Genomic DNA, 23,680 nt, shown 5'->3' with positions numbered 1-23,680 from the left:
AACCTGTATTATCACTTTCGGCAGGTAATCCGCTGAGTTGATTCCATACTACAGAGGGAAGGGCTATCTGTCCTTCCCTCTATGCTTATTATCAAATAGAGCACTTTATTGCCCCCCGCACCTCATTGTCATCCGCAGCAGTCGAAGAAAGCCTGGCATTACCTTCGTTGCATGCGGTTGCCGGCATTTCCAAAGAGCCGTTCGAATTCCACCTGAAGTTGGTCGGCTTTTTCATCATATCCTTGTTCCCGGAGAAGCGGTATAAAATACCGGAGCATTTCCATGGAAATGGAGGCTTCCCGGTCCATGGATCTTTCAGTTTCCTGATAAAAATCAAGCATTTCTACTGAGCGTTCAGCCATTTCATCTACAATGTGAAGGGCCTCTTCTTCCATGCCTAGTTCGAAAAGAAGCGGTACGGACTGTCCGCTGGCCAGATCATAAGGAATGGCCTCGTGCGGAAATTTCGCCAGGCTCAATCGCAAAATGTCCTCTGCTCTTTGCAAGTCCTTTTCATCCATTAAGGCAATGGCGATGCTGTTTAACACACTGCGGTGATTGGAGGTAAACCGTCGGAACTCATCATCGAAATAGTTATCGGGATTATTCATGCCCCGGAAGGCAAAATTCTCCATGACATTTTCATAGGCCAGTTCCGTATTTACCAGTTCTTCCTGATTATCTGGTTTTTGGATGGGTAGAAGCCGATAGGTAAGTCCTTCCATGACCACATGCTGGCTCATGTCAAAGCCGATCGTGGCCAAGGAGGTGTTGTTAAAGTAAATTGGTCGTTCCCAGTTATTCGTGGCAATCAGATCCAGCAACATGAGTGTGCCTTTGGTGACGTAATTGCCGCGAAGACGAATATTTAACTGGGGGATCCTCAGGTTTCTAAATTGTTCCGGAACGATATCCAGTGAATCTACCCGATTCTGGTTAATGGGTAGGGTCAGATTTCGGGAAGGCACGGTATTGATGTTGCTTGCTCGACTATTTGAAAGTTTGAGCAATTCGCTGTTATTTTTCAGCAATTTCAGGTAGTCCACCAATGGCAAACTTTCCAGGCGATCGGTAATGTAGAGCACGTCATTCGTACCTTTTTTGTAATTGTCAAATTGCAGGGTAAAGTCCAGTGCTGCAGATTCATTAACTGGCCGGGCCATCTGCTTCACGTACCAATCGGTGTCGAAATAACTTAGTACAATGACCCGCACATCTGTTCTGAATCCTTCCACCTCCTGCACGTACCACAGCGGAAAGGTGTCATTATCACCGCCGGTAAATAAAATGGCATTCGGTTCACAAGAAGCCAGGAAATTTCTGGCCGAATCCACGGAGAAATACCTGTTGGAGCGGTCATGATCGTTCCAATTTTCTCCGGCCATTAAAATGGGTACGGGCAAGGCGATCAGCGCCGCGTACATGCCGGCCATTGCCAGGCCTTTTTTCAGTTTCAGTAACTGTTGCCGGATGGCAAGTACCCCAAAACCCATCCAAATGGCAAATGCATAGAACGAGCCCACGTAAATATAATCCCTTTCCCGCGGTTCTACCGGAGGGGAATTAAGGTAAAGGACCAGTACCGCCCCCATCATCAGAAAGAGCATTAGGGTAAGGTAAAAGGATTTGGGATCCATTCTGGCCTGAAAAAACATGCCGATCAGCCCTAATAATAAGGGAAGCATGTAATAGTTGTTATGCGCCTTGTTGTTTTGTATGTATTCGGGAAAATCCGTCTGAAAACTGGAAAAGATACTCAAATAGGGAGCATCACTGAAGTCACTCTCCCGGCCACTGAAATTCCACATAAAATACCGCCAGTACATATGGCCCAACTGGTGGTCTATCATAAAATAGATATTGTCAAAAAAGGTAGGGTCCTCGCCTTCTCTCAAACCAAGCTTTGAGCGATAGAGCTGTTTGTGCCTTTCCTGCGTAGAATAAATTCGGGGAAGGATGGTTTTTTTCTCCGGTTCGTAGATATTTTCCAATTGATAATCGACTACCTCGTATTTTTCATCTCCTTTCGCATAGACGGGTTCTCCCTCGACCTGATCGATTACTTCTGCGGTGAAATATTGCCCGTGAAGTAGTGGCCTGTAACCGTATTGTTCCCTTTTGAGGTAGCTGACAAAACTGATGATGTCCCGGGGGTCATTTTCGTTGATGACGGTATCCGCATTGGCCCTGATAACGATCAGGGCATAGGAGCCGTATCCGATAAGAATAAAAGTCAGGGAAATCAAAATAGTATTTAAAATTACCTTTTCTCGCTTATAGGAATATACAATCGCGTAAGTCAATCCCCCCAGAAACAATATCGTAAAGAAAATAATCCCGGATCCGAATGGCAGGCCAAGACTGTTTACAAAAAATATTTCGATGGACCCCGCAATGCTGGGTAGTCCGGGAATAATAATATTATTAATGATCACCAGGGCCACTCCTCCCAGGAGAAAGGCGATAATACCTCCCTTTAAGGTGTGCTTCTTGTATTTTTTGAAATAGACTACCAGTGCCAGGGCAGGTAAGGTGACCAGGTTTAGTAGGTGGACACCAATGGATAAACCCACCAGATAGGCAATGAAGATCATATACTGGTTTTCTGCCCTTGGATCTCTGATTACGTCCCATTTTAGAAAAGCCCAGATGACAATTGCGGTAAAAAAGGAAGACATCGCATATACCTCTGCTTCTACCGCGGAAAACCAAAAGCTATCTGAAAAGGTATAAGCAAGGGCACCGATCAATCCAGCACCCATTAAAGCAATTGTTTGTTCTTTAGCTGGTTCGGTTTCTGCAGAAATCCCGTACAGCTTTCGTCCCAGAAGGGTAATCGTCCAAAAAAGAAATAAAATGGTAAATGCAGAAAATAGCGCACTTCCCACATTCATCCAATAGGCCACATCCAAACCCTCTCCAAAAGCCAGAAAACCAAACATGCGGTAAATTAGCAGAAAGAAGGGAGCACCCGGGGGGTGCGGAACCTGTAGCTTATACGCCACAGCAATAAATTCACCCGGATCCCAAAAACTTGCCGTTTCCTCTATGGTTAACAAGTAGGTGATAAATGCAATCAGGAAGGCGGTCCAGCCCGTTAGGTTATTTACCTTAGAATATGTAGGCATGTGAATGGTTTGTATTTGAAAAGCGAAAATAAAAAATTTATCAGTAATAAAGGATGATTTAACTTAATTTAAAGATTTGGTAGGTACGCAGCCCTCTCGATTGATGGCGATTCCGGTTAAAAAATAAAATATTTAATTTTATTTCGTTCGTTTCCATTCCAAATAAAATTTTATTAAGTAGTCGTTTTTCAAGTTTTTAGTACTTAAAAGATTGGAAATTCCGGACGAATAGTTAGTAGAAATGTAAGGGTCTGCTGATTACTCAATTTTAAAAACGCCTATTTTTAAAATATTTTTTATGTATTTTAAATACAATAAAATGATTTTTAAATTTTTTTATTTACCTTTACATCATCATAAAAAAAACAGCAGAAAATTTTTGTTTTATGAAAAAAAAGAACAGCAAAAAATTAAAAATAGGAATTGTCGGTACGGGAGGTATCGGCAGAGGGCTGGCGAAACTGATTGCCCGCAGGGAGGACATGGTGCTTTCCGGAGTTTTAACAAGGAGAAGCGGGGCGATCGATGACCTTGGGGTCAGTCAGGATTATTTGACCTTGGTTCCTGAAAAGCTCCTGGAATCTTCCGATCTAATTGTCGTTAGCACGGGAGATCCCGTTTATTCTACGGAGGTTATTGACAAAGCGTTTCAATTTGGCTTACCCGTGGTAACCATGGATGCAGACACGCAGGTAGTGACCGGATCCTGGCTTTCCAAAAGAGGTGTCATTACGGAGGCAAATGGCGACCAGCCGGGTTGTTTGGCAGCTCTGAACAAAGAAGTGGTGCAAATGGGTTTTGCGCCGTTGGTCTACGGAAATATAAAAGGGTTTTTAAACCAGAATCCTTCTCTGGAAGACATGTTGTTTTGGGGTCAGAAGCAGGGGTACAGTCTTAGTTCGGTTACTTCCTTTACCGATGGAACGAAATTGCAGATTGAGCAGGCCTTGATTGCCAATGGTTTAGGACTGGATATTGTCCAGCAGGGATTGGTAGGGTACGAAACCTCCGATTTTGAGAAAGGTGCTTTCGCATTGGGAGAAATCGCCCAAAAGGAAAATAAAATTATTAGCGACTATATTATTTCCAGGGAATCTCCTCCGGGCGTATTCATTACTGCCACCCATCAGGAGGACCTGGCCGCTGAATTGAAGACCTACAAGATGGGTGAGGGGCCTTTCTACTTGTTGTACAAACCCATGCACCTTTGTTTTTTTGAAATACCAAATAGCATCCTTAATTTGGTCAATCACGATGAAATCTTGCTGGACAATGGGGTGGCACCTACTATTAGCGTGGGAGCAATCGCTAAAAAAGACTTAACCTCAGGTTCGGTAATAGACAAGGGTATTGGTAGCATGGAAGTACGGGGAGAAGCCTTAAAAATCAAAGACTGCCCGGAGCATGTGCCTATCGGCTTACTCAGCAAAGTTCAACTGAAAAGGAATGTTGAACGAGGAGAATTAATCACTTTTGACGATATCAATATACCGGATTCCCTGGCATTGACTGCCTGGAAAAGTACCCTGGCAGAGCAGGGTGCCCACAAGGAGCCGGTTAGAAGGTAAGCTGTTAATTTTTTTATCTTATTGCTGTTTACAGATCCATTGGCCAGGATCGCATTTCATGTGGTTTTGGTCTAATGGGTCTGTTTTTTCAGCAATTGTTTTGACCCCGACCTTTTGGTATTATAACAAATAGGTATTTTTTTACACGTTTTTGAAAAGAGCGGATAGTCTTTATAAATGGGCTCCTTTTTCCCGGACTCAGGGGCATTGTGTTTGCACGCATAAAAAAATTTCAACCGATTCGAAATTAATTGAAGTGGGCTTTTGTTTATCCTCTTGTGTATATATTTGTGCGCATACGTTAAAATTATCCTGAAATTGAAAGCTTACTCTTCTATCTACCTTTCCATAGCCTTGTTTTCAACTGCTTTGTTGTTTGGCACTCCGGTGCGCGCGCAGATGGAAGCAATGACTCAAATCGGAGAGCCAAAAAGTTCTTACTTGTTGCTGGATAGGGGCCTGCAATTCCGGATTACAGATGCCGTCAACAGCATGTATAATTTTGACTTTGAGCGTGCTGAACGTGGTTTTCAGGTGATGCGGTATACCTACCCCGAACATCCGCTGCCCTATTTCCTTATGGGGCTTAGTCAGTGGTGGAAGATTGCGGTGGCCACTGAAAACAAAAGCCACGATGCACTTTTTCTGGAATACATGGACCGGACTATTGAAAAGGCCGAAGCATTATTGGATGAGGAGCCGGATAACAAGGAGGCAGCCTTTTTCCTGGCAGCGGCTTACGGTTTTCAGGGAAGGTTATACAGCGAAAGACGGAATTGGACGAGTGCTGCTTTTGCCGGGAAAAACGCCCTTAATTACCTTGAGATGAGCAGAGGGGAAGAGGAGTTGAATCCTGAATTGCTCTTGGGAGATGCCTTGTTTAATTATTTTTCTGTTTGGATACCCGAAAATTATCCCTTGCTAAGACCGGTCATGCTATTGTTTCCGAAGGGAGATCAGGACTTGGGGCTGCAACAACTGGAGGAAGTGGCTGAGAATTCGTTTTATGCCCGGGTAGAAGCGCAATATTTCCTTTTCCGCCTGTATGCTTCTGAGGAGAAGGAGCCTTTCAAAGCACTGGAAATTACTTCCTATTTGCACGAAAAATATCCCAACAACCCCTATTTCCATCGTTTTTTTGCCCGACAGCTCTATGCCGTAGGAAGAGCAAAAGAGGCGATGGAAGTATCCCTGGAAATCCTGGAACGCATAGAAGCAGGCTGGACCGGTTACGAGGCCAACAGTGGCCGGTATGCTTCTTTTTTTGCGGCACAATATTTGGATAGGATGGGACAGTACGCTACCGCTAAAAAATATTACCTGCAAACTGTGGCCTATGGAGAAGAACTCGATTTTCAGGAAAGTGGATATTATTTGTTTGCCTTGTTGCAATTGGGTAAGATCTCCCTAGAGCAGGGCAATAACTCGGACGCAAAGGGGTTTTTACAATCCGTCAAGCAGCATGCCAAACGGAAGCATCCTGCGCATAAGGAAGCAAGGGCCTTGTTAAAAAAGAATAAACTTTGACGGTGACTAAACCGTTCTTAACATGACTATTCGAGAGGAACGTTATCTTTTTTTAGAAATTGCAAAACACTGAGAGCAATAATTTTAATTAGATCGATAATTTACTAACAATATTTCGTCCGTACTTACGTTTTTTTCGTAAATGTCTTTAAAATAAATATAAATTAGATTACCTTTGTACCACATATAATTCGGTAAATTCTTTACAATATGGATAATAGCATTAAAGTTAAATTTGACAAAATCGACCGTAAGATTTTAGAGATCCTTCAAGCGAATGCAAAAATCACGAATGCACAGCTTTCAAAAGATATAGGTTTATCCCCGGCACCTACCTTGGAGCGGGTAAAAAAGTTGGAGCAATCCGGGATAATTAAAAGCTATCACGCGAAATTGGATCCTGAAAAGATCGGATTGGGAGTAAGTACATTCGTCCTGGTGGGGCTGATAGGTCACAATAAAGGCAATATTGATGCCTTTATGAAGGAAATCGATCAAATCCCGGAGGTGATTGAATGTCACCACATTACGGGTACAGGAGATTTTATTTTAAAAATCATTTCCAAAGACATCAATTCCTATCAGAAGCTGATGCTAGAGCAGGTGAGTGAAATCAAAGAAGTAGATTCCATGCAGTCCATGGTAATTCTTTCTACATTCAAGGATAGCAAAGTACTGCCAATTCCTGCATAAGTTTTTATTTTCACACAAAAATAAACGAAGGGTGGCTAAAGGTCACCCTTTTTTTCATTATGAAAAATCCCTGGACTAAAATTTCGGCGGTAGAAGTATATGATAATCCCTGGATGCAGGTAGAGGAGCATCAGGTACTGGCACCGACGGGTGCCGAAGGCATTTACGGACGGGTGCATTTTAAAAACAGGGCTATTGGGATTCTGCCCCTCGATCAGGATAATCATACCTGGCTGGTAGGGCAATTTCGTTACACACTGGACGAATATTCCTGGGAAATCCCCATGGGAGGAGGACCACTGGAAGAAGATATCCTGGAGAGTGCCAGGCGTGAATTAAAAGAGGAAACCGGCCTTACTGCAGGTAAATGGACCGAACTGATGAAAATCCATACGTCTAATTCCATTACCGATGAGGTAGGGTTTGTATTTATCGCCGAGCATTTAACCGTAGGGGAAACGGAGTTTGATGCCACTGAGGACCTACAGGTTCGCCGGTTACCCTTTAAGGAGGCACTCCAACTGGTAATGCAGGGTGATATCACCGATGCTATCAGTGTTTCCGCCATATTAAAGACGGCAATTCGGTTAAAAATGATTTAGACTTACCAGATGCGTTTGCAGGAATTTAAAGCGGATTTTAGTACGACCTTTTCCCTGGCCTATCCCGTGATGCTAAGTCAATTGGGACAAGTTATGGTCGGTGTAGCAGATAACATCATGGTAGGAAGGCTGGGTGCTATTCCCCTGGCAGCTGCCTCACTTGCCAATAGTATCTTTTTCCTGATGCTGATGTTTGGGATAGGGATTTCCATGGCCGTCACGCCCATGGTGGCAGCTGCGGATGGAGAAGGAAAAATAGGAAAAATCGGACGGTTTCTCAGCCATGGGTTTGTTATCAATGGCTTTTCTTCTCTGGTACTGTTTTTGGTCATTTTAGGGCTCTCTCCAGGATTGAGGTGGTTGGGCCAGCCAGAGGAGGTGGTTACTTTGGCCATTCCGTACCTGTTGATCATAACTTTTTCACTGGTTCCGTTTATGTTTTTTCAGACCTACAAGCAATTTATAGAAGGCCTCTCTCAGACCAAACAGGCCATGTACATTACGGTCTTTTTCAATTTATTCAATGTAGGCCTTAACTGGTTGTTAATCTACGGGTACTGGGGCTTTCCTGCCTTAGGATTGAATGGTGCCGGTTGGGCCACGTTGATTTCCCGCATCCTGATGGCAGTGGCCATTTACCTATATGTGACCCGGTCTGAAAGGTATGCCCGTTTTCTGATGGGTTTTAGTCTGAAAAACCTGCGTTTTTCTATTTTAAAAAGAATGCTGCGCATTGGCATCCCAACTGGTTTGCAATTCGTATTTGAGGTAGGTGCTTTTAGCACGGCGGCCATCATGATGGGATGGATTGGTGTTAATGCCCTGGCTGCCCATCAAATTGCCATTAATCTGGCATCCATTAGTTACATGATGGCTTCGGGCTTGTCCGCAGCCGCCATGGTTCGCGTGGGCAATCAGCTGGGCAGACGGGATATCGGAAAATTGCGACAAGTCGGCTTTTCCATTTTCGGAATGGTTGCGGTTTTTATGCTTCTGTTTGGATTGACCTTTCTGCTATTCAGAAATTACCTGCCTCTTTTGTATATTGAGGAGCAGGGAGTGGTGGAAATGGCCGCTAGCCTTTTGGTAGTGGCTGCCTTCTTTCAAATTTCAGATGGCCTGCAGGTAGTAGGGTTGGGCGCGTTGAGAGGGCTTTCCGATGTGAAAGTCCCCACGCTGGTCACCCTGGTAGCCTATTGGGTAATTGGATTGCCGCTGGGATATTACCTGTCCTTTCATCTGGGATGGAGTGAACTGGGTATCTGGACGGGGCTTTTGACAGGCCTCACCTTGACAGCGGCCATGCTGATTTACCGGTTTCATTCCCTAAGTTTACGATTGTACCGTCAATCGCAAAGCAAACTTTCCGAATTGGTATAATTCAGAAACCTATAACATCTCATTGTTTATGCAAGCTACTCATTGTTACATCATTACCGGGACGAGTAAAGGCCTCGGCAAAGCATTGGCTGAACGGTTGGCCCGGGATAAGAAAAATTTGGTCATAGGCGTTGCCAGAACTCCTGTGAGCTCAGCAGGAAATTTTCATAGTTTGACCCTGGATCTTTCAGACGCAGAAGCCATCTTGGAAAAGGAAGCGGCTTTATTTCCGGAGGGTTCCTTTGAAAAGATTTGCCTAATCAACAATGCTGGCTGGATTGGGGATATTGCGCATACCGGATACATTGATCCGGAGGCTATCAGCCAAATACATAAGGTAAACGTGATCGCACCTGCGCTGTTGATGAATGCGTTTATGAATAAGTACGACCGATATCCGGGAGATAAATTGATTGTCAATATAAGTTCGGGAGCGGCTGGAAAGGTAATGGACGGCTGGTCAGGTTACAGCGCTTCCAAAGCGGCCTTGAACCAAATGACGCTAATCGCTCAGGAAGAGTCTGATTTAAAGAAAAGGGGCTTTACCCTTTATGCCTTGTCTCCCGGAATCATTGACACACCCATGCAGGAAACCATTCGCTCGGCCGGAAAGGAGAATTTCAGTAACCTGGATAAATTTCAATCCTTCAAGTCTGAGGGGAGCCTCAGTTCACCCGAAGATATTGCCAAAAAAGTAATCTATTTGATGGACCACTTTCGGGAATTTCCAGCGGTACTGCAAGATGTCAGGGAATTTTAGGATCCTTATTTTTCGGGAAATCGTATAGCCAGAAGGAAGCATTTCCGGATTGAATTTTCATCCAGTGGTCAGTTTTGAAATAAAACCCAAAAACGGCTGCGGTAGGTAGGTTTTCTAAATCCTCCCCCAGGTGGTTTATCAAATCGGTAAATCCAGGGTTATGACCAAATACAAAGAGGGTTTTTATCCGGTCGGGAGTTTGCCAGATGTTTTCCAGGATTGCCCTGGCAGAGGCATGATAAAGATCGGGCGTTTTTTCAAATTCTGGTCCCTCCTTAACGAAAACATCCAGGTACCTTTCGGCAGTTTGAACGGCTCGAACAGCGGTCGAGGTAAGGATCTTTTCCGGGATTACCCGGTTTGCATGCATCCTTTTAGCCATGCGGGGAGCATCTCTTTCTCCTCTTTTTGCCAGTGGGCGTAGGTGATCCGCCAGTAAGGGGTGGTCCCAGGAGGATTTGGCATGGCGGCATAAAAGTAGTTTTTTCATCTGTTGTATCGTTCTTTTTTATCAGAAAACTTTTACAAGGTACCTTTGGCCAAAATTGATATATTTGTCAGGAACCAGTAATCTAATTTAAATGAATATTTTGATTTTACGAAAGCCAGCCTTATGGGTAATGGGTTGGTTTCTGATAAGTTCCTGTCAATCCATTTCTGACGATAAAGAGGCAGCCGGTGCCGATTGGCCCGTCTATTTGGGGAATAAGGGAAGTGCCCAATACTCGTCTCTGGACCAGATTAACAAAGAAAACATAGGTAGTTTAAAACTTGCCTGGGAATTTCGTACAGGAGACCTGTCGGGCAGGGGGAACACTCAAATTCAGTGCAACCCCCTGGTAATTGATGGGGTTCTTTTCGGCACCAGCCCCAGTTTGAAAGCGTTTGCGGTTAATGCTGCTACCGGTGAGCCCGTTTGGGAATTTGATCCCCACAACGATTTTGAAATTGGAGGGAGTGTAAACAGGGGCTTAATGTATTGGAATTCGGAGCAGCAATCCCGGCTTTTTTATTCGGCGGGACCGTATCTATTTGCCCTTGACCCGAAAACGGGGCAACTGATAGCTGAATTTGGTGATGGGGGAAAAGTAGCGCTGACCAAAGGGCTGGGAGATTGGGCACAGGACCGCTATGTGATTTCATCAACCCCTGGGGTTATTTATAAAAACAAATTGATTCTGGGAACGCGGGTATCCGAAAATTCCGATGCGGCCCCAGGCTACATACGCGCATTTGACGTGATTAGCGGAGAGATTGAATGGGTATTTCATACCATTCCCAAACCGGGGGAGTTTGGGTACGACACCTGGCCCGAAGATGCTTATTTGTCGGCCGGAGGAGCTAATAGCTGGGCAGGGATGAGCCTGGACGAAGCCACAGGTATTGTCTACATTCCCACCGGATCTGCGGCATTTGATTTCTGGGGAGGTAATCGCAAGGGAGAAAACCTTTTTGCCAATTCCCTGCTGGCATTAAATGCTGAAAACGGAGCGCGTATCTGGCATTACCAAACGGTGAGACACGATGTATGGGATCGGGATTTACCCGCTCCCCCCAACCTGGTAACGATAGAAAGGGAAGGTAAAACCACACAGGCAGTCGCTCAAATTACCAAAACGGGAAGGGTCTTTATTTTCGACCGGGAGACCGGGGAGCCGGTTTATCCCATTGAGGAAGTCGAAATACCGCCTTCCAGTCTTGAAGGAGAGGAAGTATGGCCCAGGCAGCCTTTGCCTCAGGTTCCACCCCCATTTTCCAGGCAGGTTTTTACCGAGGCCGAGGTCACTGATATCTCTCCGGAATCAGAAGCTTATGTTCGAGAGAAGATCCAGGGCCTGAAATTTGGCCATACCTTTATGCCTCCCAGCAGTGAGGGAACCGTTATTTTCCCCGGTTTTGATGGAGGAGGGGAATGGGGAGGTGCCGCATATGATGAGGAGACAGGTTTGCTATACGTGAATGCCAACGAAATGCCCTGGATATTGACCATGGTTCCCACGAGTGGTGGTAAGGTTTCACCAGGGAAATCCGCCTATTTTACGCATTGTGGCATGTGTCATGGTTTGGATAAAAAGGGCGACCCATCCGGTACGTTTCCTTCGCTCATGGAAGTCGGCCAGCGCTTAAATGAAAATGAAATACTCGGTATTATTGCTAAGGGAAAGGGTAGGATGCCCGCTTTTCAGCACCTCAAGCCGGAAACCAGGGAAGCCTTGGTCAATTACCTATTGCAACCAGAAGGGGATCAGGATGCGCATACGATCGGCGAAGATTCCAACCTTTCGGCTGTTCCCTATACCACCACCGGATATAACCGATTTTTCGATCAGGAGGGATATCCTGCGGTCAAACCTCCCTGGGGAACCTTAAACGCCATTGACCTCAATAAGGGGCAAATTGCCTGGTCAGTCCCTTTGGGAGAATATCCAGAGTTGACTGCCAGGGGAATTCCTCAAACTGGAACAGAGAATTACGGAGGACCTGTGGTGACTGCGGGAGGGCTGGTTTTCATCGGTGCCTCAAAAGACGAATACATTCGGGCCTTCGATAAAGATACGGGTGAGGAGCTTTGGAAATACAAGCTCCCCGCAGGTGGATATGCCACACCAGCAGTCTATGGGGTTGATGGCAAACAATACGTGGTAATTGCTGCAGGAGGGGGTAAAATGGGTACCTCCTCCGGAGATTACTACCTGGCGTTCAGTCTGGAAAATTAAGGTTCGTTTGCTACCGGCGTACCTTTGGGTGTTTTGGGCGTAAAGGCCTCATGAGCGTAGGTTTCCGGAAGGATTTTTACGCCGGTAGTAAATTTTAACGGGGCGTTTCCTGCGTATATTATTTCCGCAAAATGGCCGGTCCATCCCTTTTCCGGCGTTTCCAGGGGTATCCGATAGGTGCCGTCTTCTTCCTGTGGAATGGTGATTGCCGTCCATTCAGGTCCCAGTTCATCGATTCTGAAATCTCTTTTGGAGGGATTATTGGCCGTCCATAATTTGATGGATACCGGCGGATTTTCCGGGTCTGTCCGGATCTCTATGGCCTCGTTAGTCACCTCCCAATCGTAGGCAGGGCGTTTTTGATCGGCTAAAATGTGGGAATAAAAACCGAGCATTACCTGAACGGCATCAGAACCATCGAGAGAGTGCCCGGCATTGGGAATGTAAGCCAAATGCTTTTCCCCGGGAAGCGCATCCCAGTAAAATTTCCAGCTATCCGGCAGGAAAAACTGATCGCCAGTGGCGTTAATCAACAATTTAGGTATTTCCTCGTATTCTCCCAGGAATTGATACGGTTCTACAATTTCCATCAAACGATCAAATTCCCGGCTATCCATCCAATTGAAAATACCTTCACGGGTATAATCCTTCACCGCAGGTGCCCAGAAGCCATACGTTTGCCAGTGATGTTTAAAGGAAGGTTTCAGATTCAGCATGTCAATCACAATGGGTATCATACCCACTACCCGGTCATCCACCGCTGCGGTGGTCCAGGTAGTCCATCCTCGTTTGGATGCTCCCGCCACCACGTAATCATTCAATTCCATGCCCAGTTCTTCACCGGCAAAGGCCACTACTGCATCCATGGCGGAAACCACCGCCTCGGTCATCGGAAACCGGGCTAACCAGATGGCATCCTCGTCATTGGCCCCACGTTCCATAAATTCCCGCCACCCGTAGGCTATCAACCCATCTTCTGTTCTTTTCTCCAGACTGTCTCCTTTGTATTGCACTGGCTGAAAAGGAACGTTGTGTACTTTAATTACCGGAGAACCCGTAGCCAAAGCTCCTTCCAAAATCAGTTTGTCAGGAGATTCGGGTAATTCGCTACCAGTGCTGCCTCCACTGATGATCATTAATGCGGTTTCGTATTTCAGATCGTCCGGAATGACAAAGGAGACCCAGTGCCACCAGGTACCTGGTTCTACCGCTTCCTTACCTAACCAGTTCTGAGAGGTCATCTTCAGTACATAGTAGGTGTACGCTTCCCCTCGGCTTTCATGAACCAATTCGTAGTCAAATTCCTTCTGGTTTTTGGCAACATAGGCTTTCAACAAATCAATACCTTTGGTCGAAGAAACAGTAATATCCGTATCCGTTTTGGACTGGCACTGAATCATGAAAAAGGCAGCTAACAGATACGCCAGGGATATGAAAGGTCTGGCAAGAAAGAAGTGAAATACGCGCATAATGTCTGAATTTATCAGTTATAATACCCAAAAAACGAAAAAAAGACCATCAGTAAAAAGGACCTTCTTCCAAAATTAGCTCCAGGTCCGGACGGTGTTTCTGTACCGCTTCGATAACCTCATCGTTCAGGGAGGTGCCAAAGAGGTAAACCTTTTTAAGGCTTTGGAAAGAAAGTAAGTGTAAAAGACTGCCATCATCCAGCAATGTAAAGGAAAGGTTGAGCTCTTCCAGTAAGGGCAAATCCTTCAAATAAGGCAAACCATCTCCATTGATGGCTGTTTTCTGCAACACCAGCCGCCGGAGTTTCGTCATTTTACCCAAGTAATAAAGGTCGTCATCCGTTATATTGCTGGAAGCTAACGAAACCCTGGAGAAATAGGGGAAGTAGGCAGCAAATTCCTGAAGTTCCCTGCTGCCTATGGGGGCAGGAGGAAATTTCATCTTCAGCCCAAAATACTTCCCGTTGGCTCGCTCATCGGGAAGGATTTCGACTTGCATTTCCGAAGCCATACCCTGTAATGCTTTTAGTGCTTCTTCGAAGGCCTCCTTTTCTTCCAGAATTTTATATTGTGCCTGCTGAATTTCGGGCATCATCTGCTCGAGTTCTGCCAATACGGATTTCTCCTGAATTTCTCCTTTGGTTATTCCTTCGGAGGCACCTGTTTCGATCCAAAATCGCAAAACGTTTATTTCGCTGTCAGTCAACCCGGGTTTTCCTTCCGGAGGCATCCGATCGTCGTGTCCCTCCGGCAGCAGTACTCTTACCATCAATTCACTGGCATTGGCATCCCCTGGTATTACCGCCGGGTTTTCACTTTTTCCTGCTTTAAGCATAGCGGAGTGGCTGGTCAGCAATAAATCTCCCTTGGACTTGTTTTCATTATGACAATTGGCACACCGGGTTTCCAGGATGGTAGCTACGATATCTGAATAGAGAAGCATGTCTTCCGGTGCTTTGTTGGATTTTTTGGCAGGCAATATTGCCGCAATGGGTTCTGATAAATAGCTTTCCCCATGGGTCAAAGATCCTCCCAGGTGGCTCGTATACGCCAGCGATGCATTGGTCAGGAAGAGAAAACCAAAAAAGAACGCGCGAACAAATTTGTCGGAAATAGGACGCAACTCGTAGCATATAGCACTGATGGAGAGGCAGGATCCGGTAATCAAGGCCCCGTAAAAATGATTGCTCACCAAGGCTCCGGAATAGGCTTCAGAAAGGTATAAAACGTACCCGGCACCTATAGCTAACATAGCGGCTATCACTGACACAACCAGCAAGGCTCGAATAAGGGAGGAATGAATAATCCCAGGTTTTAGCTGTGCAAGCAAAATCCCGGCGGTCACCAACAAAATCAGTACGATCGGAAAGTGAAGGACCAACGGGTGAAACCTACCCAGCAGTACCCAAAAGGGATTTCCTTCATCCAACGAAATGGGAACCAGAAGAAGCATCAGATAAAGGATCAAGGTTAGAAAGGAGATCCCTACCAGCACCCATGAGGAAAGTGGGGTTTCCTGGATTAATTTAAACCGGGTCGTTTTATTCATAAATAGTCCTGCAAACAAGGGCTTGTTTTCCTGCTGATGGTGCGGAAATGATCATAAGAAGCAATGAATTATCAGGCCATGATATTGGAAAGTGGCCCGGTGCTGTCGGCAAACGTTTCCTGCTCCAGGCCCACGGTTTGCATCCAACTGGTGTACAAATTGGCCAGCGGGGTGTTTTCTTCATAAATTAAGTTTTGGCCAGTTTTGATTTTATTTCCCCCGTGGCCACCAAGAACGATGGGCAAATCCCGGGGAGAATGCCGATTTCCATCCCGTAGTCCAGAAGCAAACATTACCAGGGAGTTATCCAGCAGGGTTCCGTCCCCTTCTTTTATTCCCTTTAAATTGTCTAAAAAGTAGGCGTATTGTTCCACATGCCAGCGCGTGATCCGGTCATATTGTTCCATTTTTTCCGGGTGATTCATATGATGCGAGATGGAATGATGCGCACCACTCACCCCCTCAAGAAAGGAAAAATTTCGATTGCTAACCGAATTTCCAAACATAAAAGTGGCTACCCGGCTGGCATCACTCCAAAAGGCAAGCGCCATGATATCAAACATGAGTCGGGTTTTTTCGGTAATATTTACGCCTCCATATACCTCTACATACTCGTCAATATCCTGGTTGACACGTACAAGTTCTTTCTTAATGTCCGGAGTGATGTTACCGGCAAAATCCTTCAGGTTAATGGGGTTATTGACTCTTTTTTCGATGGAGCGGATGGATTCCAGGTACTCTTCCAGTTTATCCTGATCAGAACGGCCTAAATTATTCTTTAATGATTTGGCGTCCTGTAAAACAGCATCCAGAATGCTACTTTTGTGCGGGTTTTCCAGGGAGGAATTACCCGGGACAAAGGACTTAAATAACCTGTCAAAGGCCAGGCGAGGATCAATTTCCTTGGAAAGGGGAGTGGTGGCATTTTTCCAGGAGATGCTACTGGCATATAACCGGGTAAACCCTACATTGATATCCACTCCAGTCTGGATCCGGTCGAGTCCGTATTCTAATGACGGGAAAAGGGTTTCGTTTTTAAAATGGTTGGCAAGAATCTGATCCACCGATATTCCTCCACTATTGATGTTGTCTCCGGCCGTTTTTTGTATGGGCAAACAAGTTAAGAGGTTGGCTGTTTTGGCGTAATGACCATCGGCTCCCTGAAAAATAGAATGTTTATTCATAAGTTGCCCCAGAACCAATATATCGTCCTTTAAATGGGTTAGGGGCGAGAGCGTAGGAGAAAGCATGAAATCCCTTCCAATGGTCTCCGGTGTCCACCTGTCAGGATGCACCCCATTGGGCATAAACATGAATGCGGAACGAATAGGGAATCCATCCTTGCTGAAGTTGCCTCCCATGCTTAATGGTGAAGCCATGGCCTCTAAAAAAGGTAGAGCGATGGCGGCACCCACTCCTTTGAGCATTTTTCTTCTGGAAATTTGCCACTTTTTATTCATAACCAGTAATTTATGGATATTCTTCGCTTAAAGTCAATTATTTTCAAACATTTCATTCTATTTCATTTACCCTTTTTTGAAAATCTTTAATTTTCATCCGAAAAGGATAGCTGTAAACCAATTCGGCGATGAATTGATCCGGATTAAACTGATGCTCCATTAGTGTGGTAGTCAATTCCCGGATGGCCATTTCATCCGTAAAAGTCATCCCCCGGCCTATGGCAAAGGATAGTGCTTTTTTGGACAAATTACGCGCAAACTTTTCTTTTTCCTGGAGCAGCAGTTTTTTTAATGCTGCCGGACCTTCAAAGGCTTCACCAGTAGCTAAAACCCCCGAAGGATCGATAGGGGTATTGCCATAGCTTTCTCGCCATTTTCCATCTGCGTCAAAATTTTCCAGGCCCAACCCCAATGGATCCATCTTTTCGTGGCAGGATTGGCAGGCAGGATCTGAGCGGTGTTTTTCGAGCAGGGCTTTTAACCCAAGATCTTCATGCAGGCTTTCGTCTTCCGGAAGTTCGGCCACATCGGGTGGAGGGGGAGGAGGAGAGGTTCCCAATATCTCTTCCAGGACCCATTTTCCCCTCAGAACCGGACTGGTGCGTGTCGGTAGGGAAGTGACTGCTTGTACACTTCCCATACCCAAAAATCCACCCCGGTTGGTATTGGTCAGCATCACTTTTTGGAATTCATTTCCCTTCACCCCTTCAATGCCATAGTAATCGGCCAGCGGCTCGTTCAGAAAGGAATAGTCGCTGTTAATAAGGTCTAGAAAATTCTTGCTTTCGGTGAGTACATGGTGAAAAAAAGCCGTCGTTTCCCGAAACATGGCGTCTCGTATGGAAGGTGTAAAGCCCGGAAACTTTGCCTGATCTGCCAGTGGGGCGTTCGGATCTTTTAATTTGGTGATCCCCAGCCATTGGCTGACGAAAGATTCCGAAAATCGAACGGCCTTGGGATCATCCAACAACCGCTTTACCTGCCCTTCCAACACCTTTTGATCCTGAAGTTTGCCAGCTACAGCAAGCTGAAACAGGCTGTCGTCCGGCATGCTAGACCACAAAAAATAGGAAAGGCGGCTGGCCAGTTCGAAATCTCCTAACGCAACCGGTTCATTCCCATTCGGCTCTTCTTCCATTTTATACAAAAAAGAGGGGGAAATCAAAATGGCCTTGACTACTTCCGCCACCGATTGATTGAAGCGTATCGGGTTAGGTTTTTCGGGCATGGATTCGTATATTCTGGAAAAAAGGTCCAGAAATTTTTCCTTTTCCTCCACCTTTATCAGCCGGCGGAAAGCCTTGCTGGCAAAAGGAAAAATAACCCGTTCGGCCGCTTTTTCAGGCGGATTCAGGGGTGTGAAATCGGAGGAAATTTTGGGCATCAACCAATTAATAAATCGTTGCCAGATAGTTTGCCGATAATCTTCCGGAACCAGCTTAGCCCATTTTACCGGATCTTCTAATGTCCTGGATACAATCTCTTCTGCCGCATCGTAGTATCGCTCCATTTTTAGTGGGGTGAAAAATAAGGAGCCGCCCTGATTGTCAAAACCGCCTCCACCGGAGCCATCTGCGGGAAAACGTCCGGCAGCATCGTACGAAACCCCCATTAAGTCCAATATGGTGTAATGGTATTCGGTATGGCTGAGTCTTCGGATGACCACCTTGCCTGGGGTTTTCTTTTCCAATGACTTGAGGAGTATGCCGTTGATCCCTTCTACTAAAATGTGATACTCATTTTCATTAAGGGCGGGTTTATTGGAAGGAGGCATTTCTTTGGTTTTCACCTGATCCACCACTTTGAGCCAAAGTTGACCATCTTTGACAATTCTTCCTTCCTCTTCGTACTTTTCCAGATTTACCCCACCTTTTGGGTTGCCCACATTATGGCAGGTATAGCAATTATCCCGGAGAACAGGAATGATTTCCGTAGGGTAATCCAGGGTTTCCTGGGCGCGGCTTACTGAGGCCAACAGACAAAACAAAAAAAGCCAGGTAATAGCTTTCATCGGGGGCGTTGTTATTTTTTGGGCATATTGATTAAAAATCAATTAAAAGTAAATGAATATTATCAATAATCCCAATTGCATTTTGATAGGTGGTCACTCAAGCATATTTCTGCCCTTGAAAATGAGAAACTTTTTTGACTAACTGAGCGAAAGAGTATCGAACTGAAAAAAAAAGGGGGGAATTGCGTTTGCAATTAAAGAAATCCTGTCTGGTAGCTAGGATGGCGTTTGTGACCTATTTGTATTGATGTAAAATGGACCAAAAAAAGGAAACTCAATTCGAGTTTCCTTTTAATATGTTTTATCAGTAACTAACGGTTCGAACCAGGAATTCAGGCATCAACGCCCAATGCTTTGGCCATGACTTCACCAATTTCAGCGGGAGATTCAGCTACATAAATGCCGTTGTCTTTCATGATGCGCATTTTGGCAATGGCCGTATCATCTTTTCCACCGATGATCGCTCCTGCATGACCCATTCTTCGGCCGGGAGGGGCTGTTTGACCGGCAATAAAGCCCACAACTGGTTTTTTATTTCCGTTTTCCTTGATCCATTTGGCCGCTTCTGCTTCGTAATTTCCACCAATTTCACCAATCATAACGATGGCATCTGTTTCGGGATCTTCCATCAGCATCTGAACGGCTTCTTTGGTGGAGGTACCAATAATCGGGTCTCCCCCAATGCCTATGGCGGTAGAAACACCAAGTCCTGCTTTGGTGATCTGATCGGCAGCTTCGTAAGTCAGGGTTCCGGATTTAGATACCACCCCTACTCTTCCGGGTTTAAAAACAAACCCCGGCATGATGCCAACTTTTGCTTCTCCCGGAGTTATGACTCCTGGACAGTTAGGTCCTACCAAAATGGCCCCTTTCTTCTTGACATAGGGTTTGGCTTTCATCATATCCTTGACAGGAATCCCTTCTGTAATCGTAATGATTACCTTAATCCCCGCATCCGCTGCTTCCATGATGGCATCCGCTGCAAATGCCGGCGGAACAAAAATGATCGTCGTATCCGCTCCTTTGGATTTGACGGCATCCTCTACGGTATTGAACACGGGCTTGCCCAAATGGGTACTTCCCCCTTTGCCGGGCGTTACACCCCCTACAACGTTCGTTCCGTATTCAATCATTTGCTGGGCATGAAAGGAACCCTCCGTGCCAGTGAACCCCTGTACGATGACTTTAGAATTTTTATTTACCAATACACTCATATGTCTGCTTTAATTATTTCGCTACAAAAATAGAAGATAAAGGGCGATCACAAAAAGAATTGGCAAACAATATCATTTTAATTTAGACTATAAATAACTTTTTATATTTTTAGCAACAGTTTGACAAACTATGAACAAATTCTTTACCTTGGTTTTCTTGCTGCTATCCCATCATTGGGTCTTGGGTCAAACATTCAAGTTTAATAAGCAGATAAGAGGTTTCGGGGAAATCCCTCATCAAATATATTCCATAGCCCAGGATCAAAAAGGATTTATATGGGTAGCCACTAATCAGGGGGTGAAATTTTCTGACGGAATCGTGTCAGAATTCCTGCCGGATAGTATCCAACATTCCTTTGATTCCGAGCAGAAGTTATGGGTAGACCAGGATGGGCAGGTGTGGGTGTACCAGCAGAGCGGAAGCCCAACGGTGTACCAATACACCACGAAATCGTGGAAAAAACCTGAAAAATTGCTGGATCCGGTAGATACGACGGCATTTTTTGGTTCCATAAACCTGTTTACGCTTGGGAGGAAAGAAGACAGGCAGGTTTTTATGGTTATGGATGCTCAAATCGTTCATCAGAAAAAACCAGGAGAAGATCCCAGGGTGCTGAAAACCGAAGGTTTGGGTGATTTTTATTCCCATTTCGTGTCTGAAACCGACACGTTATTTCTTTTTAAAAAAGGCGTATACCGTTTTGAAAAGAACCGTCTCCGACCGGAGACACGGATGGCATTTGGTTCCGAAGCGGATCCTGTTGTGAAAATGGCTTACCTGCCGCGGGATCAATCCTATTATTTCTTAACCCGGAATAATCTCTATAACGGAAACACTCCCTATACTGTATCAGATACGGTATACCGAATTTCCCCTGGCGTACCGATAGGGCCAAAGGATAGGTTTGATCTTTTCGTTAGAAACGAAAAGGTTTACTTTTTTTATAATTCCCAACTTATCCAGCTGAACGTGGAAACGCGCCGGAGGTTTGTGCTTTCGGCATACGATGACCTCCGCATCAAAATAATAAATACAGCCATGGTGGATCGGGAAGGCATCATATGGATTGGTACTTTTCGTGGAATGGCCAATCTGGCGAGCACCCGGTTTCAGAATTTTGATGGCCGTACCGGCGTTCCCAGTCCGGATATATCTGCAGCCATTAAGTACGATCGGCAAAAGTACCTGGTGGGGTTTGAAAACGGTATTCAGGCGTGGAGAGGGGCAGAGCCGGTTAAAACACACCTGATTTCCAAGGATAGTAACGCGTATCGGCGAGACCGGATTCTGAATTTTAGCAAAGATACCAGCGGAAATGTGTGGTTCTCAGCCTATGAAAACGGATTAGGCTTTTTTAATTCCCAGACCATGGAAATGGAGCTTTTTTCGTTGCCGGATGATCAGTTGGTTTCTTATGTTTGGGCGGATGGTTACGACCTATGGGTGGCCGGTCAGGGGCGTATTTACCATGCAAAATTACCCGTCCCTGGCGCAGGCCCCTCCCTACAGGAGACGGATATTGGAATTCCTTCCGGGGAAAGTATTGGCTTTATCAGAAAGCTGGGCCGCTTGAAGAATGGTAAATGGATCGTTTTGGTGTCAGGCGGAGCGGCACCAAAGGATGAAGTAACGATTTTTCCCAATCTGATAAAACTCCAGGGGTATGATTTTCTGGAGACAAAAGACACCTTGTTTGTTGGGACAGAAAATGGCTATTTTTCTTTTCAGAATGACTCACTAAGACCTGCGCCGATATTAGGTCAGGGCATTGAGCATCCTGTTTATAGTATTTTGAAAGATGAGAACGGAAAAATCTGGCTCGGAACAGATTCAGGACTGATCGTGCAGGAAGCGGATAAAGTCCGCGTTTTTACCGAAAACACCGGGCTGATCGGCAATGATGTGGCAAGGGGAGCACTGGTTCAGGCGGACAAGGGAAGAATCCTGATAGGGACCCAAAACGGCGTATCGGTTTATTATCCGGAGGAAGATCAGGAAACTCCTGCAGGTCCCTTGGTTTTTCTGGAAAATGTTTCCGTATTGGACCCGGACCCGGTGGAGACGGAATTTCCCAACATCCCCTATCGGCTCAACAACATTGCCTGTACTTTTGGTGCGGTTAGTTTTAGTAATTCACCGGATCTGATCGTAAGTTACCTGCTGGAGGGATTTCATTCGGAATGGCAAAAATTGGAAAATCCCCGGACGAATCAATTATATTTCAATAATCTTCCTCCCGGAAATTACAGATTGGCACTTAAGGCATACCTGGCCGGATATCCTGAATCTGAAACCATTTATTCTAAGGAGTTTCAAATAGACTATCCGGTTTACCTTCAGTTTTGGTTTATATTATTGCTTATAGCCTTTTTGATTGCGCTGGGCTACGGAATTAGCACCATATACCGGCAGGCCAAAAATCAAGGAATGTTGCGCCATTCCCTCAACGAAAAGACGTTGGAAATTGCCAACCGGGAAGATCGGTTTCGCAATGTTTGGAACAACTCTCAGGACGGACTGATGCTGTCCGTTCAGGGAGGGAATGTCATAGCAACCAACCCTACCCTGTGCGAAATGGCTTCGGTTTCGGAAAAGGAGCTGCAGATCCACGGAGTCACTTATCTGTTTTCTGATGCCGCATTCTACCCCAACGTCCGGGAGAAGATAGGGGAGGATTTGCAAAAAATAGACAGTAAGGGCTTAACCCTGGAACTTGAAATGCCCTTTCGGAGCGGTAGGAAAGAGATCGAGCTTTTAATTTCCCGAATGAAGGAAGATTTTGAGGGCAAACCCCTTTATCTCAACGTATTCCGGGATATTTCCAGGAAAAAGGCCTTTGAGCAGGGCTTAAAGATCGCAAAAGATAAGGCCGAAGAGGTCAGTCAACTAAAAAGTAATATTATTTCCAACATGAGTCATGAAATAAGGACTCCTCTAAATGGTATTTTGGGTAGTGCAGAGCATCTCATACAATGCAGGTCAGAAGACGAAGAATTGCTTGGGCATCTGGAGATTATCAAAGAAAGTGGCGAACGCCTGCTTCAAACGATGACCAATATCCTGGACCTGTCTGAAATTGAATCAGACCGGGTGAATGTTACCTTGGAAAATACTAATATTAACGATTTTATTTCAAAAATTTTGGTAAAACATAAATCTACAGGGATAAAAAAAGGTATCTTAGTCACTTCAAAGTTTCCAACCAAGCCATTTTATGGAAATGTGGAAAAGAAATACCTGGAAATTATTGTCAATAACATCGTTGGTAATTCGGTTAAATATTCAGAGAAAGGCGCGATTCAGGTTTGGGTGGAGAAGATTGATCAGCAGCTCGCCATTCAAGTACAGGATCAAGGCGTAGGAATGAGTAAAGACTATCTATCCAAATTGTTTTATCCCTTTGAACAGGAAAGTAAAGGTTTTAACCGTAAATTTGAGGGATCGGGGATTGGGTTGGCCATTTCCAAGCATTTGGTCGAACGCCTGGATGGAACCATTCACATAGAAAGTGAAAAGGGCAAAGGTACCCTGGTTAAAATTTTCTTACCTCTCGACAGCTAAACCTATCTTATGGAAATGAGTGATTTTACTAATTCCGAAC

Annotated in this window: 15 protein-coding genes; 8 read left to right on the top strand and 7 right to left on the bottom strand. The window is 45.2% G+C overall.

The window, feature by feature from the left end:
• Positions 1-158: 158 nt before the first annotated feature.
• Positions 159-3,128: a glycosyltransferase family 117 protein gene (locus GJQ68_RS10355; protein WP_162417219.1), complete on the bottom strand. Its 2,970-nt coding sequence runs from the start codon at positions 3,126-3,128 to the stop codon at positions 159-161.
• A gap of 386 nt (positions 3,129-3,514) precedes the next feature.
• On the opposite strand from GJQ68_RS10355, the gene GJQ68_RS10350 reads away from it, so the two are divergent.
• From GJQ68_RS10350 to GJQ68_RS10325, 6 genes are all read left to right on the top strand, one after another.
• Positions 3,515-4,696: an NAD(P)-dependent oxidoreductase gene (locus tag GJQ68_RS10350; protein ID WP_162417218.1), complete on the top strand. Its 1,182-nt coding sequence runs from the start codon at positions 3,515-3,517 to the stop codon at positions 4,694-4,696.
• Positions 4,697-5,095: 399 nt separating this feature from the next.
• The gene (locus tag GJQ68_RS10345) at positions 5,096-6,223 is read left to right on the top strand and encodes a tetratricopeptide repeat protein (RefSeq protein ID WP_394351298.1); all 1,128 of its coding nucleotides are present in this window, start codon (positions 5,096-5,098) and stop codon (positions 6,221-6,223) included.
• A 210-nt stretch (positions 6,224-6,433) separates the two neighbouring features.
• Complete coding sequence (locus GJQ68_RS10340) at positions 6,434-6,916, top strand: Lrp/AsnC family transcriptional regulator (RefSeq protein ID WP_162342989.1); 483 nt, start codon at positions 6,434-6,436, stop codon at positions 6,914-6,916.
• Between the two features lie 59 nt (positions 6,917-6,975).
• A complete protein-coding gene (locus tag GJQ68_RS10335) occupies positions 6,976-7,518 on the top strand; it encodes an NUDIX domain-containing protein (RefSeq protein WP_162417217.1) in 543 nt (180 codons plus the stop codon).
• Between the two features lie 9 nt (positions 7,519-7,527).
• Entirely contained in the window at positions 7,528-8,898 is a 1,371-nt protein-coding gene (locus GJQ68_RS10330) for an MATE family efflux transporter (protein WP_162417216.1), read from the top strand.
• A 28-nt stretch (positions 8,899-8,926) separates the two neighbouring features.
• Complete coding sequence (locus GJQ68_RS10325; protein ID WP_162417215.1) at positions 8,927-9,658, top strand: SDR family NAD(P)-dependent oxidoreductase; 732 nt, start codon at positions 8,927-8,929, stop codon at positions 9,656-9,658.
• On the opposite strand, the gene GJQ68_RS10320 is transcribed toward GJQ68_RS10325, so the two are convergent.
• Positions 9,645-10,148: a SixA phosphatase family protein gene (locus GJQ68_RS10320; protein WP_162417214.1), complete on the bottom strand. Its 504-nt coding sequence runs from the start codon at positions 10,146-10,148 to the stop codon at positions 9,645-9,647. The two genes, GJQ68_RS10325 and GJQ68_RS10320, sit on opposite strands and share 14 nt — an antisense overlap.
• A gap of 91 nt (positions 10,149-10,239) precedes the next feature.
• Here GJQ68_RS10320 and GJQ68_RS10315 point away from each other — a divergent pair, with 91 nt between their 5' ends.
• Positions 10,240-12,375, top strand: a complete 2,136-nt coding sequence (locus tag GJQ68_RS10315; RefSeq protein WP_162417213.1) for a pyrroloquinoline quinone-dependent dehydrogenase — start codon at positions 10,240-10,242, stop codon at positions 12,373-12,375.
• Here GJQ68_RS10315 and GJQ68_RS10310 read toward each other — a convergent pair.
• From GJQ68_RS10310 to sucD, 5 genes are all read right to left on the bottom strand, one after another.
• Positions 12,372-13,844 (bottom strand): PhoPQ-activated pathogenicity-related family protein, encoded by a 1,473-nt coding sequence (locus tag GJQ68_RS10310; RefSeq protein WP_235941304.1) that lies wholly within the window; start codon positions 13,842-13,844, stop codon positions 12,372-12,374. The two genes, GJQ68_RS10315 and GJQ68_RS10310, sit on opposite strands and share 4 nt — an antisense overlap.
• 49 nt (positions 13,845-13,893) lie before the next feature.
• On the bottom strand, positions 13,894-15,393 hold the full coding sequence (locus tag GJQ68_RS10305) for a c-type cytochrome domain-containing protein (RefSeq protein WP_235941302.1): 1,500 nt from the start codon (positions 15,391-15,393) through the stop codon (positions 13,894-13,896).
• 71 nt (positions 15,394-15,464) lie between these two features.
• Complete coding sequence (locus tag GJQ68_RS10300; protein WP_162417212.1) at positions 15,465-16,853, bottom strand: DUF1552 domain-containing protein; 1,389 nt, start codon at positions 16,851-16,853, stop codon at positions 15,465-15,467.
• 52 nt (positions 16,854-16,905) lie between these two features.
• Positions 16,906-18,864 (bottom strand): DUF1592 domain-containing protein, encoded by a 1,959-nt coding sequence (locus GJQ68_RS10295; protein ID WP_162417211.1) that lies wholly within the window; start codon positions 18,862-18,864, stop codon positions 16,906-16,908.
• Positions 18,865-19,196: 332 nt separating this feature from the next.
• A complete protein-coding gene (gene sucD / locus GJQ68_RS10290; RefSeq protein ID WP_162417210.1) occupies positions 19,197-20,078 on the bottom strand; it encodes a succinate--CoA ligase subunit alpha in 882 nt (293 codons plus the stop codon).
• 130 nt (positions 20,079-20,208) lie between these two features.
• On the opposite strand from sucD, the gene GJQ68_RS10285 reads away from it, so the two are divergent.
• Complete coding sequence (locus tag GJQ68_RS10285) at positions 20,209-23,640, top strand: sensor histidine kinase (RefSeq protein WP_162417209.1); 3,432 nt, start codon at positions 20,209-20,211, stop codon at positions 23,638-23,640.
• The last annotated feature ends 40 nt before the right edge of the window (positions 23,641-23,680 follow it).

It is taken from the genome of Cyclobacterium roseum (assembly GCF_010119225.1).
In the GTDB taxonomy this organism is placed as follows: domain Bacteria; phylum Bacteroidota; class Bacteroidia; order Cytophagales; family Cyclobacteriaceae; genus Cyclobacterium; species Cyclobacterium roseum.
The sequence above is the reverse complement of the archived record's forward strand: the minus strand, read 5'-3'. Positions and strand labels throughout refer to the sequence as shown.

Bases quoted from the DNA above. Each gene is read 5' to 3' on its own strand.
- GJQ68_RS10350 (WP_162417218.1), top strand. From the start codon at position 3,515: ATGAAAAAAAAGAACAGCAAAAAATTAAAAATAGGAATTGTCGGTACG.
- sucD (WP_162417210.1), bottom strand. From the start codon at position 20,078: ATGAGTGTATTGGTAAATAAAAATTCTAAAGTCATCGTACAGGGGTTC.
- GJQ68_RS10305 (WP_235941302.1), bottom strand. From the start codon at position 15,393: ATGAATAAAACGACCCGGTTTAAATTAATCCAGGAAACCCCACTTTCC.
- GJQ68_RS10335 (WP_162417217.1), top strand. From the start codon at position 6,976: ATGAAAAATCCCTGGACTAAAATTTCGGCGGTAGAAGTATATGATAAT.
- GJQ68_RS10300 (WP_162417212.1), bottom strand. From the start codon at position 16,853: ATGAATAAAAAGTGGCAAATTTCCAGAAGAAAAATGCTCAAAGGAGTG.
- GJQ68_RS10330 (WP_162417216.1), top strand. From the start codon at position 7,528: ATGCGTTTGCAGGAATTTAAAGCGGATTTTAGTACGACCTTTTCCCTG.
- GJQ68_RS10285 (WP_162417209.1), top strand. From the start codon at position 20,209: ATGAACAAATTCTTTACCTTGGTTTTCTTGCTGCTATCCCATCATTGG.
- GJQ68_RS10325 (WP_162417215.1), top strand. From the start codon at position 8,927: ATGCAAGCTACTCATTGTTACATCATTACCGGGACGAGTAAAGGCCTC.
- GJQ68_RS10345 (WP_394351298.1), top strand. From the start codon at position 5,096: ATGGAAGCAATGACTCAAATCGGAGAGCCAAAAAGTTCTTACTTGTTG.
- GJQ68_RS10340 (WP_162342989.1), top strand. From the start codon at position 6,434: ATGGATAATAGCATTAAAGTTAAATTTGACAAAATCGACCGTAAGATT.
- GJQ68_RS10355 (WP_162417219.1), bottom strand. From the start codon at position 3,128: ATGCCTACATATTCTAAGGTAAATAACCTAACGGGCTGGACCGCCTTC.
- GJQ68_RS10320 (WP_162417214.1), bottom strand. From the start codon at position 10,148: ATGAAAAAACTACTTTTATGCCGCCATGCCAAATCCTCCTGGGACCAC.
- GJQ68_RS10295 (WP_162417211.1), bottom strand. From the start codon at position 18,864: ATGAAAGCTATTACCTGGCTTTTTTTGTTTTGTCTGTTGGCCTCAGTA.
- GJQ68_RS10315 (WP_162417213.1), top strand. From the start codon at position 10,240: ATGAATATTTTGATTTTACGAAAGCCAGCCTTATGGGTAATGGGTTGG.
- GJQ68_RS10310 (WP_235941304.1), bottom strand. From the start codon at position 13,844: ATGCGCGTATTTCACTTCTTTCTTGCCAGACCTTTCATATCCCTGGCG.